The following is a 15,706-nucleotide window of genomic DNA, read 5'->3' as shown; positions in this document are numbered from 1 at the left end:
GTGACTTTTGTGTTGTTAGGTGTAATTGCCACAAATATAAGGTTTTTAATGATAAATGTCATATATTATAACAATGTAAATCTAGATATTTGCAATAGGTATAAAGGAGCAAACATGGAAAGTAAAAAATGTTATCACTGTGGAAACGAAGTAACTAGTTTTAATAGAATTCAATTCGATAATAAGCAGTTTTGTTGCAATGGATGTAAGACGGTATATGAGATTTTTAGCGAAAATGATTTGATTTCATATTATGATTTTGAAACGGCACCTGGTGCAACTCCAAATCCTGTAACGAGAAAGTATGATTTTTTAGAAAAAGAGGAAATAGTTGATAAGCTTTTGGATTTTAAAGAATCTGAAATAGCAATTGCTACATTATATATTCCACACATCCATTGTAGTTCTTGTATATGGATTCTTGAAAATTTGAATAAACTTAGTTTAGGGGTTTATCGATCCTTGGTTAATTTTCCAGAGAAAAAGGTTAGTATAACGTTTAATCCTAGCCAAGTTAATTTAAAACAGTTAGTAGAGCTTTTGGATTCTATTGGATATGCACCTTATATTAGTTTAAAGAATTATGAAGAGAAACCCAAGAATATAGATCGCAGTTTGATTTATAAAATTGGAGTAGCGTTTTTTAGTTTCGGAAATGTAATGATGCTTTCTTTTCCTGAGTATTTTAATATTGAGGATTTATGGATTATAGAGTATCGTGATTTTTTTAGATGGTTAATTCTTTTAATGTCTCTTCCTGTCTTTTTTTATTCTGCTTCTCCTTATCATATTGCGGCATGGAATGGTTTAAAGACTGGAAATTACACAATTGATATTCCAATGTCACTTGGTATTATTGTCATGTTTATAAGAAGTGTTTATGATATCGTCTTTAGTCATGGACAAGGTTTTTTTGACAGTATGTGTATGTTAGTGTTCTTTATGTTATTAGGAAAGTTGTTTCAACAGCGAACTTATAATTTTCTTTCATTTGAAAGAGATTATAAATCTTATTTTCCGATTGCAGTTACCCGAATTGAAGCAGATGGAGGAGAGAAACCAGTTCAAGTGTATGATGTTGTTAAAGGAGATAGATTGTTGATTAGAAATGAGGAATTAATTCCTGTCGATTCTATTTTAATTTCGGCAAAAGCTTTCGTGGACTACAGTTTTGTTACTGGTGAAGCAGTACCTGTAGAAAAAAAATCAGGTGACAAACTTTTTGCAGGAGGTAAGCAAGTAGGAGAAGTTATAGAAATTGAAACTGTGAAAACGGTGTCACAAAGTTATCTTACCCAGTTGTGGAGCAATGATGTTTTTCAAAAAAAGGTAGATTTTAAATATAAAACTATTACCGATTCTATTAGTCATTATTTTACTCCAGTACTTTTAATAATATCTGTATTGGCTTTGGTTTACTGGATGTTTATCGATTACGCTGTTGCTTTTAATGTTTTTACTGCAATTTTAATCGTGGCATGCCCGTGTGCATTGGCACTTTCAGCACCTTTTACTATGGGTAATGTTATAAGAATAATGGGGAGAAAAAAGTTCTATGTAAAGAATACAATAGTTGTAGAGCAGATGGCAAAAGTAGATACACTTGTTTTTGATAAGACAGGTACGATTACGAGTAGCGCAGCAGCTGGAATCTATTATGAAGGAGCAGATTTAAATATCGAAGAGAAAAATGCTATTAAGAATATTGTAAGAGGGTCCAATCATCCCTTAAGTAGAAGGTTGTATGAATTTTTACCGGTTAGTAAGGTTGAAAAACCTACGTTATTTGAAGAGATAAAGGGATCGGGGGTGACTGGTATCGTGAATAATCAGAAATATAATTTAGGTTCTTCCCAATTTTTAAATGTTGTTAATGTAAATTTAGTTAATGAAACAGCTGTTTATGTAGGTATTGGTGATGTATTGAAAGGTAAATTTGTGTTTAGTAATAATTATCGCAACAATTTAAGTAAAATTTTTCGTAATTTAGATGAGTTGGGATATGGATTGATTGTTTTGTCTGGAGATAATGATGGAGAAGAAGCGGTTTTAAGGGAATTACTTCCTGAATCAACAACTCTTGTGTTTAATCAAAAACCCGATGAGAAATTACGTTACATTGAAAAGCTCCAACAACAAGGTAAGAATGTCATGATGATTGGTGATGGGTTGAATGATGCAGGAGCATTGGCTCAAAGTAATGTCGGAGTTTCAGTGTCTGAAAATATAAATGTTTTCACACCGGCAAGTGATGCGATTTTAGATGCAAAGAAATTTAGTAAGATTCCTGCTTTTTTGAAATATTCTAAAAGTGCGATTGGTATTATTAAAAGGAGTTATATAATGGCATTGACTTATAATGTGGTGGGGATATCTTTTGCGATTAGCAATCATTTATCACCTCTTGTTGCTGCCATTTTAATGCCTATTAGTACAGTAACTATTATAAGTTTTGTTACGATTATGAGTAACTATTATGGTCGTAAAAATCTTTGATGATTTTTATAATATATTTTTAAGACATGATATTTATCATGTCTTATATGAGTCGGTTAAAGTAGATTTGTAAATAATTAATAGGAGGGTATGAGTATAATATATTTGTTAATTAGCATTAGTGTTTTTGTTGCTGCTGTGTTTTTATTCCTATTTATAAGGTCGGTTAAAGCAGGGCAGTTTGACGATGATTATACACCTTCTGTAAGAATTCTTTTTGATGATGAGTTGAAGGTTAATGGAGAGGAAAAAGGGTCGGTTAGTGAGAAAAAAAATAAAAAAGAAAATCAAATATAGACTACTATGGAAGTGCAACAATTTTACTACGACAACAAAATTGTAAAAAAATTCCTCTTCGCTTCAATTTTGTTTGGTGCTATTGGAATGATTGTAGGATTGCTTTTAGCAGTGATGTTTATTTTTCCGAATCTAACCGATGGTATTTCTTGGTTGAGTTTTGGGAGATTACGTCCTCTACATACAAACGCTGTAATATTTGCGTTTGTGGGTAATGCAATTTTTGCAGGTATTTACTATTCTATGCAACGCTTACTAAAAGCTCGTATGTATAGTGATGTTTTAAGCGCTATTCACTTTTGGGGATGGCAATTGATAATTATCGCTGCGGTGATAACATTACCTTTAGGATTTACGAGTTCTAAAGAATATGCAGAGCTAGAATGGCCAATAGATATTGCAATTGCGGTTATTTGGGTAGTTTTTGGTATTAATATGATTATGACTATTGTCAAAAGAAGAGAACGTCATATATATGTGGCTATTTGGTTCTATTTGGCGACTTTTGTAACAGTGGCAGTGCTTCATATATTTAATAGTTTAGAGTTGCCTGTTCATGGTTTAAAATCGTATTCAGCGTATGCTGGTGTTCAAGATGCACTAGTTCAATGGTGGTATGGGCATAATGCTGTGGCATTTTTTCTAACAACTCCGTTTTTGGGATTGATGTATTACTTTTTACCGAAAGCTGCTAATAGACCTGTATATTCTTACCGTTTATCTATTATACATTTTTGGTCTCTTATCTTCTTATATATCTGGGCTGGTCCTCATCATTTATTATATACAGCATTACCAGAATGGGCACAAAATCTAGGTGTTGTATTCTCTGTAATGTTATTAGCACCTTCATGGGGTGGGATGATTAATGGTTTATTAACACTACGTGGGGCATGGGATAAGGTTCGTGTAGATCCAGTATTGAAGTTCTTTGTTGTAGCGATAACGGGTTATGGTATGGCGACTTTTGAAGGTCCAATGCTTTCTTTGAAAAATGTCAATGCTATTGCACACTATACGGACTGGATTATTGCACACGTTCACGTTGGAGCATTGGCTTGGAATGGATTTATGACTTTTGGGATGGTGTATTGGTTGATTCCAAGAATGACAAAAACACAATTGTATTCCAAAGCATTAGCTAATTTCCACTTTTGGATTGGAACCTTAGGTATTGCTTTATACGCTATTCCATTATATGTTGCTGGATTTAATCAACACTTAATGTGGAAGGATTTTAACCCAGATGGAACTTTGAAATACGGAAACTTCCTTGAAACTGTAACAGCTATTATGCCAATGTATTGGATGAGAGCTATTGGAGGTACTTTATATATTATTGGGTTATTTGCTTTGATTTATAATGTTTTAGCAACTATGAAAGCAGGTAAACCTGTTGAAGATGAGTTAGCGGAAGCAGCAGATCTGGAGAGAATTAGTCCGAAGCGTTTAAGAGGAGAAGGATGGCATTCATGGTTAGAAAGAAAACCAGTTCAATTCACTATTTTGACTACTATCGCAATCTTAATAGGAGGTATAGTTCAAATATTACCAACCATTTTTGTGAAATCTAATATACCGACAATTACGAGTGTAAAACCTTATACTCCATTGGAGTTGGAAGGAAGGGATCTATACATTCGTGAAGGTTGTGTAGGGTGTCACTCTCAAATGATTAGACCATTTAGATCGGAAGTTGAGCGTTATGGAGAGTATTCTAAATCTGGAGAGTATGTATATGATCATCCATTCTTATGGGGGTCTAAACGAACAGGACCAGATTTATTTAGAGTAGGTGGAAAATATTCAGATAATTGGCATTTCAATCATATGTATGACCCGCAAAGTACTTCTCCAAATTCAATTATGCCTGGGTATAAGTGGTTGTTTGACAACAAGAAAATGGATTATACTCATATAGAGAAGAAAATGCGTGTAATGGCTACTTTAGGGGTGCCTTATACGGAAGAAGATATTGCAAATGCAAGGGAAAGCATTAAAATTCAATCAGAGCAGATAGAGAAGAATCTTGAAAATGATCCTGACTTTGTGAAGAGTTATGAGGAAAGCAAGAAAAATGCTCAAGTAAAAGGAGAGGAGTTTGTTCCAATGAGTCAACGTGAAATCACTGCATTGATTGCTTATATGCAACGATTAGGGACAGATATCCGTGTAAAAACAAATGAGTAATACAGGAAAGCTATGTTAAAATTCATTAAACACAATATGGAAACTATTGCAGGAATTGAGATATTTCCAATCATTTCACTCCTGATATTCTTTATATTTTTTGTAGGCTTATTCTTTTGGGTATTTACCTATAAAAAAGAGACAATTGAGAAATTGAGTAATTTACCTTTTATGGATGAAGAACAACCTAAAAAGGATTCAAAACTAGATACGTTATGAAAAAGTATTTTCCCGTTTACGTAAGGGTACCTCTGCTCTTAGCGATTGTTTATTTCGTTCTTGAATCTATAGCAGGGTCAACGGATAAACCAGCATTTATTGATCAACCTATAGTATTTGGGTTTTTATTACTGGCATTGTTTATTATTATAACTATCGAAGTTGTATCGGCAGCTACAAATAGGATAATGAATCGCCTAATGACAGAGGAGGAAAGGCTAGAGAAAGAACGCCTAGAAAGTAGGTCTATTTTCGATTCACCAGCACTCAAAAAGTTGATGCAAAAATTAACTAGAACCAGAGCTATTTCAGAAGAGAAAGAACTTTTACTGGACCACGATTATGATGGTATTAAAGAGTTAGATAATGAGTTACCACCTTGGTGGGTGGGTTTATTCTATGCTTCTATAGTTTTTGCAGTAATTTATATGTTGCGTTTCCATGTTTTTGATGGTGATAACCAAATTGAAGAATATGAGAAATCAATGATAGCAGCTCGTGAGGCAGTAGAAGAATACAAAAAGAATGCTCCAGATTTACTTACAGTTGATAATGTAGTAATGTTAACAGAGGCAGGAGACCTAGCAAAAGGAAAGGATATTTTTGACATGAAATGTGCTGTTTGCCATAAACCTGATGGTGGTGGAGCAATTGGACCAAACTTAACCGATGATTATTGGATTTTAGGTGGTGACATAAAAGATATCTTTCATACAATAAGTGAGGGTGGGCGAGCTGGAAAGGGAATGATTCCATGGAAATCAGATTTGAACCCTACAGATATAGCACGTGTTGCTAGTTATATTAAGACTCTTCATGGAACGAATCCCCCAGATGCTAAAGAAGCAGAAGGAGATTTTTGGAAAGAAGAGGCTGTTGCTGGTGAAGAGCCTACAGACGCTATAGAACCAGTTGATGAAAATGCTGTAAACTAGAAGTGTAATAAGAATAAGTATACTGAACTGAACTGATTTTATTTGGTTCAGTATGTTTTTAAAAATGCAGGAAAATGGCAAAGTTACCAGATGAAAGTTTTAGAGACTCTATAGGAACCGTAAATGAGGAAGGAAAAAGAGTTTGGGTTTACCCAAAGAAACCTTCTGGTCGTTATTTTAAATGGCGTAAAATTGTAAGTTACTTACTAATCGCAATGCTTTTTTCGGCACCATTTATTAAGGTTAACGGTAATCAATTTTTGTTGTTTAACGTTGTTGATAGAAAATTTAATATTTTCGGTTTTCCTTTTTGGCCTCAAGACTTTTATCTAATTGTAATTTCTCTTATAATAGGGGTCGTTTTTGTAACGTTGTTTACCGTTTCTTTTGGACGAATATTTTGTGGATGGATTTGTCCTCAAACAATATTTATGGAAATGGTTTTTAGACGTATTGAATTTTGGATAGATGGAGATAGGGGAGCACAAATGCGTTTGGACAAGCAGAAATGGAATGGAGAGAAAATTAGAAAGCGTTTAACGAAATGGTTTATTTTCTTTTTGGTCTCATTTTTAATAGCGAATGTCTTTTTGGCTTATATTATTGGAAGTGATGCTGTATTGAATCTCATTTATGAAGGACCTCTTACAAATGTAGATACTCTAATTGGATTGTTGATATTTACCTCAGTTTTCTATTTTGTGTTTACGTGGTTCAGAGAACAGGTCTGTATAATTGCTTGTCCTTATGGTCGTTTACAAGGAGTATTGTTAGATAGTAAATCGATAGTAGTTGCTTACGATTATGTTCGAGGAGAAGGAGAAAATGGACGCGCAAAATTTAAAAAGAATGTAGATAGAAAAACGGAAGGGTTTGGTGATTGTATTGATTGTCGTCAATGTGTGAACGTGTGTCCGACGGGGATTGACATTAGAAATGGTACTCAATTAGAGTGTGTGAATTGCACTGCGTGTATAGATGAGTGTGATCACATTATGGATAGTGTAGGATATCCTAGAGGACTTATTCGGTATGCTTCTGAGGACGGGATTGTGAAGAAAGAGAAATTTAAACTGACTCCGAGACTTAAAGGGTATATAGCAGTATTAACAATTCTTATTGGAATTTTGGCAGGATTGTTGTTTTTAAGAACTGATGTAGAGGCAACTATATTGAGACTTCCTGGACAGAGTTTTGAACATAAGGGAGAAAATATTAGTAATGTGTTTACGTACAAGGTTGTAAATAAAACGATTAAAGATTATGACGATCTTTATTTTAAATTGGAAAATATTAAAGGGGAAATAATTTTGGTAGGACAATCTACTATTAAAGTTCCTAAAGAAAGTTACGCAGAAGGAACTCTCTTTATTGAAATTCATCCTGCTTTTTTAGAGGGGCATAAAACCAAAATTAGAATTGGGGTTTATGATGGGGAACGATTGATTCAGCACACTTCGACCAATTTTTTAGGTCCGCGTAGTTTTAATTAAATATAAAGAATATGAAATTCAATTGGGGAACTGGAATTACTATTGTCATTGGAGCATTCATGATTTTTATTTTGCAATATGTTGTGCGTGTTCAGATGGATGATCGCTACGATAATGAATTAGTAACTGAGGATTATTATCAGCAAGAAGTTGAAGTTGATGGAAAGTACAAGAGAGAGAAAAATTCTCAAGTATTGATAAATCCCGTTAAAATAGAAACTATAGGTAAGGATATTTCCATTACGTTTCCTAAAGAATTTGATTATAAAAAAATAACAGGCACAATATTCCTATATAGACCGTCTAGCCAAAAGCTTGACTTTGAACTTCCTATTTCATTGTCTTCTTCTAGTTTGCTCATACCTAATGCAGAATTGGTGGACGGTCGTTGGGATATTACTGTTGAATGGTATCATGATGGTACTTCATTTAGGAGTACTAGTAAACTGACTTTGTAAAACGTCTATTTTGATTAGTGCTTTTGTTTTTGGAATTATTAGCAGTCTACATTGTATTGGAATGTGTGGTCCTATTGCTATAATGTTACCAGTTTCAAGAGAGAATCGAATAGAGAAAAGTGTCCAGATAGTTGCTTATCATTTAGGGAGAATTACGAGTTATAGTATTCTGGGAATGGTATTTGGATTATTTGGAAAAGGACTTTATCTAGCAGGAATTCAGCAACAATTGTCTATTGTCGTAGGTATAATGATGATTTTATTTGTGTTGATTCCTCAAAATAAATTAGGGCAAATAAATTTTTTGATGCCTCTTTATAAACTACTTAATAAGTTAAAAAAGGCACTTGGAAATCAATTTAAAAAGAAAGGCTTTCTCTCTTTATACTTAATTGGTTTCTTTAATGGATTTTTACCATGTGGAATGGTATATGTTGCTCTATTTGCCGCTCTTGCCACTCAAGATGTTGTTCTAGCAGGATTATATATGGCTTTGTTTGGTTTGGGAACTGTGCCGCTAATGAGTTTAATGATTTATGTAAAAGACTTAATCTCGGAATCTTTTAGATCGAAAATATTAAAGGTATATCCTTTTGTGATAGCGATAATTGGAATGTTATTTATTATGAGAGGGCTTGGTTTAGATATTCCATTTGTTTCTCCTCATAATTTACAGTTATTTATTCAACCTGAAGCAGATTGTTAAAAACAAAAAAGGGACGATAATTCGTCCCTTTTTTGTTTTACTTTATTGAAGATTTATTTGCTAAGCTGTTGTCTTTTTAAATAATCTACTGCACTTCTTCCTTCGTTGAATAGCAAGTCTAATATACTAAGATTCGAAGCAAAACCGTGTTTTTCGCCGAATACTTGCGTATATGGTTCGAACTCTTGTATGTCCTTCTTTCCATCAACTAAACGTCTTAAATCGACTAGATTTGAGTCCTCAACTATGTATTCAGCTGTTTTAGCATATGGGAGTTTTATTCCCAGACAATCTACTAATATTTCATGTATTTCAAAGTTAAGATCCATCATGAAATCATATTTCTTTTCAAATATAGGATGTATATCATGTTCAAAATATTCGAAGAACGGTGAAGTTCTATAAGCTGCTTCTAATGATTTGAAATGTTGTTTTTGCCATCCAAATACTTGGTCTATGCGCAGGTCTTTAAACTTTTGATGTGTTTCTTTTGAATGCTTTATAGGAATGTTCAGCCTTTGTATTCCATTCGCACTCGCGATATACATTCTATTTCTATTGGTTTGTTTTTGAAAATTATCTTCTACTTCAAATGTAATGGTGTCTGCTTGTAGCATAGCAACAAATTGACTTATTGAAGGAAAATAAGTTGGGTGTAGGAGGATGTTATCCATGTCCGACAATTAAATTAAAATTTAGAATTTTTCTTAGCTTTTCGTTTGCGATAGAAATTGAAACCAGAAAAGGCAATTACTGCAATTATAAAATAAGGAAAATAAGAAATTTGTTTACCATCACCATTTACCGTAGTAAACATGCGATCCCATCTAATTTTGTCAAAAGCTTTTGACCATGGAATATTAGCGTCCAAACTCATCCAAATAAAAACGGGTTTACCTACTATATGATCATTTGGAACAAAGCCCCAAAATCTACTGTCCTCCGAATTATGACGGTTGTCTCCCATCATGAAATAATAGTCTTGTTGAACAGTATAAGTGTTGGTTTGTTGTCCATTGATAAAAATGTCGTCTCCTTTAACTTGTAATGTGTTCTTTTCGTAATCAGTAATCAACATCTGATAAAGAGCAAGATTCTCTTTGTTTAGTTCAATTACTTCTCCTTTGTGAGGAATCTTTATAGGTCCCATATTGTCTTCTGTCCACGGTTGATTGTGTGGGAAAATACGGAAGTCTGGTTGTGTTTCTATTACTCTTTCAACTGATTTTACGTTTGAAAGTTGCCTTAGTTTTTCTGCTCCTTCTAAGCTTAATGATTGAAAGAACAGTGTGTTTGCATCTATATATCCTGCTGGATCTGTAACTTGTAAGTCCTTAATGATAAAGTTTGGATCTATCTGAGTTCCATCTGTAATAGCTTTATGAGCATATTGAATTCTAGCTCTATCATTTAGTTTTAAAACTTGTCCGTCAATATAAACAATTCCATTTCGAACTTCGAATTGATCACCTGGTAAACCAACAGCTCTCTTAACGTAGTTTGTTTTTTTGTCAATCGGTTTGTCTGCACGTCTTCCAGATGTATCTCTAAATTTGTAAACGGTATCAGTTGGCCAATTGAAAACAACAATGTCATTGTGTTTTATTTTTTGAAAGCCTGGTATTCTGAAATAAGGGATTTGTGGTTTGCTTAGGTATGATTTTTTTCCAACAAATGGAATTGTATCGTGTACCATTGGCAAGGCTAGGGGAGTCATTGGTGTTCGCGCGCCATAATGTGCTTTACTGACAAAAAGAAAGTCTCCTACTAGTAATGTTTTTTCTAAAGAAGAAGAAGGGATTGTAAAAGGCTGTACAACATAGGTATGTATTAACGTAGCTACAACTACAGCAAATAGAATAGAACTAACCATTTCGCCTGATGAGGTTGTTGGGTGTAAGTTTCGATTCTGAATATAAGTTACATTTTGAGTATAGTTTACGTAATAGATATATAGCCCTAGAGTAAGCACCCCTAATACCGTATCTATAGTCTTGTTTTTTCCAAAACTTCTCAATGTTTCAACCCATACAACAGGAAACATGATTAGGTTTACTACAGGAATGAATAACAATATTACCCACCATCTAGGTCGATTGATAATTTTCATTAAAATAATAGCATTATAAACTGGTACGGCAGCTTCCCAAGCTTTGCGTCCTGCTTTAATGTATAGCTTCCATGTTCCTGCATAGTGAATCACTTGCAACAATAGGAAGAAAATAAACCATTGAACTAATGTCATATCTTTAAAGTTTAGATAGGGTTGATTATAGTATGTTATTTATTCAGATTTAAAACATCTTTCATTGAAAAAACACCTTTTTTCCCGATAATCCATTCAGCTGCTATTACAGCACCTAATGCAAAACCGTCTCTGCTATGAGCGGTGTGTTTTATTTCAATTTGATCAATAGGTGAGTCGTAAAAAACACTATGTGTTCCAGGAACACTGTCTTGACGAATCGCTGTAATGGAGATCTCCTTTTCTTTTGCTTTATCTAAAGTCCAGGAAGTGTATTCAGAGTTTTCAATAACGCCTTGAGCTAGAGTAATAGCTGTACCACTAGGGGCATCTAGCTTCTGAGTATGATGAATTTCCTCCATAGAAACATTGTAATCATTAAAGTTAGCCATAATTCTAGCTAAGTGTGCATTAAGTTCAAAAAAAATGTTCACACCTAAACTAAAATTCGAACCATATAGAAAAGCTCCTTGTTTTTCTTTGCACTCCTTTACAATATTCTCATATTCTTCAAGCCAACCTGTAGTTCCAGAAATTACTGGGATATTTAAGTCTAAACATGCTTTGATATTAGTAACAGCAGCACTAGGAACACTGAAGTCAATAGCGACATCTGCTTTTTCTAATCCTTCAAAAGTGCCTTCACTTTCTTTTTTGTAAATGATTTCATGACCTCTTTGTATCGCTTTTTCTTCGATAATACGGCCCATTTTCCCATAACCTAAAAGTGCTATTTTCATAGAGTTGATATTAAAAGCTATATTGTATATTAATAGCGTATTGGTATTGATTAAGGTCGCGTGGATTATATTCCATAGCGGGTTGAATAGTTAATTTATCGTTTACATTGAATTGCATTAAATGCGCATCTATGTTTGCATCTACTACATTTAATATATAGAAACCAATGGCAACTACTAATGATAAATCTCTATTCCTCTGATAAAATTGTTGTCCTTGAATAACTCGGTCGTTGTCAAGTTTACCAAAGACAGGGTCTTCAGTATCATAAATACCTCGTAAACGCTTTTTATATTCGTTTCTATAGTCTCTATATTTACTGTCGTTGTCAACGTAGAAATATATTGGAGTACCTACAGCTGCGTATACTAATGGGAGCTTCCAGTATTTTTTATTGAAAATTTGTCCTAATCCTGGCACGATTGCAGAATAAAATGCTGCTCTTGACGGAGCTAATGGATCCATAGGCTTATAGTCAGAAGAAATGTTGTTAACAAGGGTTGATGCCTCTACAACTTCTGTTGATTCTTGTGTCCAACCCTTGGATGAGATACAAAGAATAATTAATGCTATGATGGTAATTCGCTTCACTAGGCTTCAAGGAGTTTCATGATACGATTTAGGTCTTCCTCTGAGTGAAATGGAATTGATAATTTTCCTTTTCCATTTGCTGCAACTTTAATATCTACTTTAGCTCCAAAGAAGTTCGCAGCTGTGTTTTTATAAGTAGCCGGAATTTCGTAACTCGTTTTTTTAGGTTCTTCAGATACGATTCCCTTTTGTTGTTCTTGATATCTTTTAACTAGTGCTTCTGTTTCTCGAACAGATAGATTTTCGCTTATTATTGCATGATAAATATCGATCTGTATGTCTAAATCATCAACGTTGATAATTGCACGACCGTGTCCCATGGTAATAAAACCATCTCGAATACCTGTTTGAATTATTGGGTCTAAACGCAATAAACGTAAATAGTTAGCAATGGTTGAGCGTTTCTTCCCTACTCGCTCGCTCATTTGTTCTTGTGTTAATTGAATTTCATCAATTAAGCGTTGATATGATAAAGCAATTTCAATAGGGTCTAAGTCGTGACGTTGAATGTTTTCAACCAACGCCATAACCAATGAATCGTTGTCATTTGCTATACGAATATAAGCTGGAATTGTTTCGAGACCTAACAATTTAGAAGCTCTTAAACGTCGTTCTCCTGATATCAATTGATATTTATTAAACTCTGTCTTTCTAACTGTAATAGGTTGAATTACTCCAAGCTCATGTATACTAGTGGCTAATTCACTTAAAGATTCTTCATTGAAGTTAGTTCTTGGTTGAAATGGATTGATTTCAATCGCATCTAAATCCAATTCTATAATATTACCAACTACTTTATCTGCATTAGTATCTTCAATTGATTTTATATCGTTTTCTGGGTCTTTTAATAATGCGGATAATCCTCTCCCCAAAGCTTGTTTTTTAATCGCTTTTGCCATGATATCTTGTAACTTGGATTATTTATTTTTTTGAATGATTTCTTCAGCTAGGTTTAAATAGTTAGAAGCTCCTTTACTAGTGGCATCATAATTTATAATGCTTTCACCAAAACTTGGTGCTTCACTCAGTTTAACATTCCTTTGAATGATGGTATTGAAAACCATATTGTTAAAGTGTTTTTGAACTTCTTCTACTACTTGATTAGATAGTCTTAGTCGAGAATCATACATCGTTAACAATAAACCTTCTATATCTAAATCGGGATTGTGAATTTTTTGAACGCTTTTGATTGTATTTAAAAGCTTGCCTAATCCTTCTAAGGCAAAGTATTCGCATTGGATTGGTATAATGACAGAGTCTGCAGCTGTCAAGGCATTTAAAGTTAATAATCCCAAAGAAGGAGCACAGTCAATTATAATATAATCATATTCATCTTTTATAGATGCCAATGATTGCTTTAGCATATACTCTCTGTTCTCTTTATCCACTAACTCAATTTCAATTGCGACTAAGTCTATGTGAGCAGGGATAATAGAAACATTCGGAGCAGAACATTCTACGATTGCTTCTTTTGGTGTATTACTGTGTTCTAAAATCTCATAAGTGCCAATTACAACATTATCAACGTCAATACCTAAACCCGAAGACGCATTGGCTTGGGGATCCGCATCTATTAATAATACTTTTTTTTCCAAAGCACCTAATGATGCAGCAAGATTTACTGATGTTGTTGTTTTTCCAACGCCTCCCTTTTGATTGGCAACTGCAATGATTTTACCCATTTTGTGTGTAAGAATATTTTGAGAGGTAAAAATACAATTATTATTGAGTATAGAAAACCTAATTTATCAACAATTTGACGACCGCATTGATTCATAATTGGTTATATGAAAGGAATTAGTCTGCTTATTCTTAATTTAAGAATGAATTTAGTTGACCAAAGGTCTAAGTGCAAATCTATTGACCATCTTCCATGTCTTTATATTGAAGAATTGTGAACTCAGATGTCAATACTTCTAATTTGGAATTTCTGTCTTTGTATTTAATTCCTTCTATTCCCAAATATTCCATTAAAATATTATACAAGTTTGTGGTTGAAATAGGAGTGGAATCTCGTCCTTTTTTCTTAAAATCTTGACTTACAAAATCACTATACCAAATAAAGAATGGTACTTCAACTCCTTTTTTATTTGTTGCGTGAACCATTTTTGTTCCAATATTTGATAGTCCATGGTCGGAAACGTAAATAAGCATACTGGAGGTGCTTTCTAATTTCTGTATTAATTTATCTATGACGAAATCAGTATAGTATATGCTGTTGTTGTATTCATTTATAGTGGTGCTATTGTCTGCGAATAGTTTGAAACCATCTGGATAGCGTTTTGAACAAACTGGATGACTTCCTTGTAGGTGGATGAATATCAATCTTTTTTTATGATTATCTGTCAATGCTTTTTCGTATTCAGATATAATTGCTTCGTCGTAAATTGCATTTGAAATCCAGTTTTTATTCTTTGCTTGATTGTTAATCATTGAGAACATATTAACATACATGCTGATGTTTTCTTGTGTTGAAAGCCAATAGGTTTCCCATATGTTTGTCTGATTGGCTAATGAAATAATATTGTCTAGATTTTTTTCTATACTAAAGTTTTTGTTTGGTATTTGTTTTGAAAGTAATAGGCTTATTGAGGCATTTGTAAATGCAGCCGGTGAAACTGCTTGGTCATAAATATAAAGTTGATTTATACGTTTGTCAATCAGAGGTGTGGTTTTTGTTATATTTCCATATAAACTTAAGGCATCTCTACGAGCGGATTCTCCTATAACGACAATAATATTTTCTATGTTATTCGGTTTTGTTTTAAAAGGGGGATAGTCAAAGGTCTGGTTTTTGAATTGTATTGTTTGATCTAGGAAGTCCTTAGCTTCAATAAAAGGGGCTAATGAAAAAAACGGTGTGTTTTTTAAGTAGTTTGATAGTTTTGAGCTGTTTATTAGTCGATAGTCAATACCTGTATGTTTGTATTCTTTGTATAAATGACGCATAGGAAGTGCTATTGCAAAAATGAATCCAATAATAAGAATAGGGTAATCTAAGGTCTTGAAAAATTTGTATTTAATACAATGGTATAATGCAATGAAATAGAAAAAAGCTAAAAAAAGAGCTCCTACATATTCTTGCGCCATTTCCCAAGCTTCGCTAGTGTTAGTTGTTAGCATGCTTAATGCTAATGTCACATTAAATAAATCTCTAAAATAAAAACTGCTAAATATGGCAAAGCTATTATTTATTACAAAGAATAATAAAGCTACTACAGCGAGAAATTTCGTGTGTTTAAATCTGTTTAAGAAGAGGATAATAAAAAATAAAGCTAGGTTACTACAAAGAAGTGTAGTTCTGAATTCATTTATGTAATATAGAAAAAATAAAT

General features: G+C 33.4%; 15 protein-coding genes. 8 read left to right on the top strand and 7 right to left on the bottom strand.

The genetic code is table 11. The features are described 5' to 3' along the window. Positions 1 to 114 precede the first annotated feature (114 nt). The 8 genes from BM024_RS12480 to BM024_RS12445 all read left to right on the top strand — a co-directional run bounded on the left by BM024_RS12480 (position 115) and on the right by BM024_RS12445 (position 8,794). The gene (locus BM024_RS12480; protein WP_090680986.1) at positions 115 to 2,496 is read left to right on the top strand and encodes a heavy metal translocating P-type ATPase; all 2,382 of its coding nucleotides are present in this window, start codon (positions 115 to 117) and stop codon (positions 2,494 to 2,496) included. Positions 2,497 to 2,586: 90 nt separating this feature from the next. Next, positions 2,587 to 2,793 (top strand): cbb3-type cytochrome oxidase assembly protein CcoS, encoded by a 207-nt coding sequence (gene ccoS, locus BM024_RS12475; RefSeq protein WP_090680983.1) that lies wholly within the window; start codon positions 2,587 to 2,589, stop codon positions 2,791 to 2,793. A 6-nt stretch (positions 2,794 to 2,799) separates the two neighbouring features. After that, positions 2,800 to 4,983 (top strand): cytochrome-c oxidase, cbb3-type subunit I, encoded by a 2,184-nt coding sequence (gene ccoN / locus BM024_RS12470; protein ID WP_090680980.1) that lies wholly within the window; start codon positions 2,800 to 2,802, stop codon positions 4,981 to 4,983. A 12-nt stretch (positions 4,984 to 4,995) separates the two neighbouring features. Continuing rightward, on the top strand, positions 4,996 to 5,202 hold the full coding sequence (locus tag BM024_RS12465) for a CcoQ/FixQ family Cbb3-type cytochrome c oxidase assembly chaperone (RefSeq protein WP_090680977.1): 207 nt from the start codon (positions 4,996 to 4,998) through the stop codon (positions 5,200 to 5,202). Further along, positions 5,199 to 6,137, top strand: coding sequence for a cbb3-type cytochrome c oxidase N-terminal domain-containing protein (locus tag BM024_RS12460; protein WP_090680975.1), 939 nt, complete (start codon positions 5,199 to 5,201; stop codon positions 6,135 to 6,137). The genes BM024_RS12465 and BM024_RS12460 overlap by 4 nt, the downstream gene beginning before the upstream one ends. Positions 6,138 to 6,211: 74 nt before the next feature. Then, complete coding sequence (gene ccoG, locus BM024_RS12455; RefSeq protein ID WP_090680973.1) at positions 6,212 to 7,630, top strand: cytochrome c oxidase accessory protein CcoG; 1,419 nt, start codon at positions 6,212 to 6,214, stop codon at positions 7,628 to 7,630. A gap of 11 nt (positions 7,631 to 7,641) precedes the next feature. Further along, positions 7,642 to 8,088, top strand: coding sequence for a FixH family protein (locus BM024_RS12450; protein WP_090680970.1), 447 nt, complete (start codon positions 7,642 to 7,644; stop codon positions 8,086 to 8,088). Between the two features lie 10 nt (positions 8,089 to 8,098). Next, complete coding sequence (locus tag BM024_RS12445; protein WP_090680966.1) at positions 8,099 to 8,794, top strand: sulfite exporter TauE/SafE family protein; 696 nt, start codon at positions 8,099 to 8,101, stop codon at positions 8,792 to 8,794. Between the two features lie 53 nt (positions 8,795 to 8,847). Here BM024_RS12445 and BM024_RS12440 read toward each other — a convergent pair whose 3' ends face one another. The 7 genes from BM024_RS12440 to BM024_RS12410 form a co-directional block, all read right to left on the bottom strand. Beyond that, positions 8,848 to 9,468 (bottom strand): WbqC family protein, encoded by a 621-nt coding sequence (locus tag BM024_RS12440; protein WP_090680965.1) that lies wholly within the window; start codon positions 9,466 to 9,468, stop codon positions 8,848 to 8,850. Between the two features lie 14 nt (positions 9,469 to 9,482). After that, complete coding sequence (gene lepB / locus BM024_RS12435; protein ID WP_090680963.1) at positions 9,483 to 11,039, bottom strand: signal peptidase I; 1,557 nt, start codon at positions 11,037 to 11,039, stop codon at positions 9,483 to 9,485. 35 nt (positions 11,040 to 11,074) lie between these two features. Next, positions 11,075 to 11,779: a 4-hydroxy-tetrahydrodipicolinate reductase gene (gene dapB, locus BM024_RS12430; RefSeq protein ID WP_090680959.1), complete on the bottom strand. Its 705-nt coding sequence runs from the start codon at positions 11,777 to 11,779 to the stop codon at positions 11,075 to 11,077. A gap of 10 nt (positions 11,780 to 11,789) precedes the next feature. Further along, positions 11,790 to 12,371, bottom strand: a complete 582-nt coding sequence (locus BM024_RS12425) for a DUF5683 domain-containing protein (RefSeq protein WP_090680956.1) — start codon at positions 12,369 to 12,371, stop codon at positions 11,790 to 11,792. Beyond that, entirely contained in the window at positions 12,371 to 13,270 is a 900-nt protein-coding gene (locus BM024_RS12420) for a ParB/RepB/Spo0J family partition protein (protein WP_090680953.1), read from the bottom strand. Before BM024_RS12420 ends, BM024_RS12425 begins: the two co-directional genes overlap by 1 nt. A gap of 18 nt (positions 13,271 to 13,288) precedes the next feature. Next, positions 13,289 to 14,053, bottom strand: a complete 765-nt coding sequence (locus tag BM024_RS12415; protein WP_090680951.1) for a ParA family protein — start codon at positions 14,051 to 14,053, stop codon at positions 13,289 to 13,291. Between the two features lie 175 nt (positions 14,054 to 14,228). Next, positions 14,229 to 15,494: a phosphoethanolamine transferase gene (locus BM024_RS12410; RefSeq protein WP_177190212.1), complete on the bottom strand. Its 1,266-nt coding sequence runs from the start codon at positions 15,492 to 15,494 to the stop codon at positions 14,229 to 14,231. Between the last annotated feature and the right edge of the window lie 212 nt (positions 15,495 to 15,706).

The sequence above is a fragment of the Myroides guanonis genome (assembly GCF_900114085.1).
Lineage (GTDB): Bacteria > Bacteroidota > Bacteroidia > Flavobacteriales > Flavobacteriaceae > Flavobacterium > Flavobacterium guanonis.
Note: the sequence above shows the minus strand (reverse complement) of the source record. Positions and strands in the feature narration are given on the sequence as shown.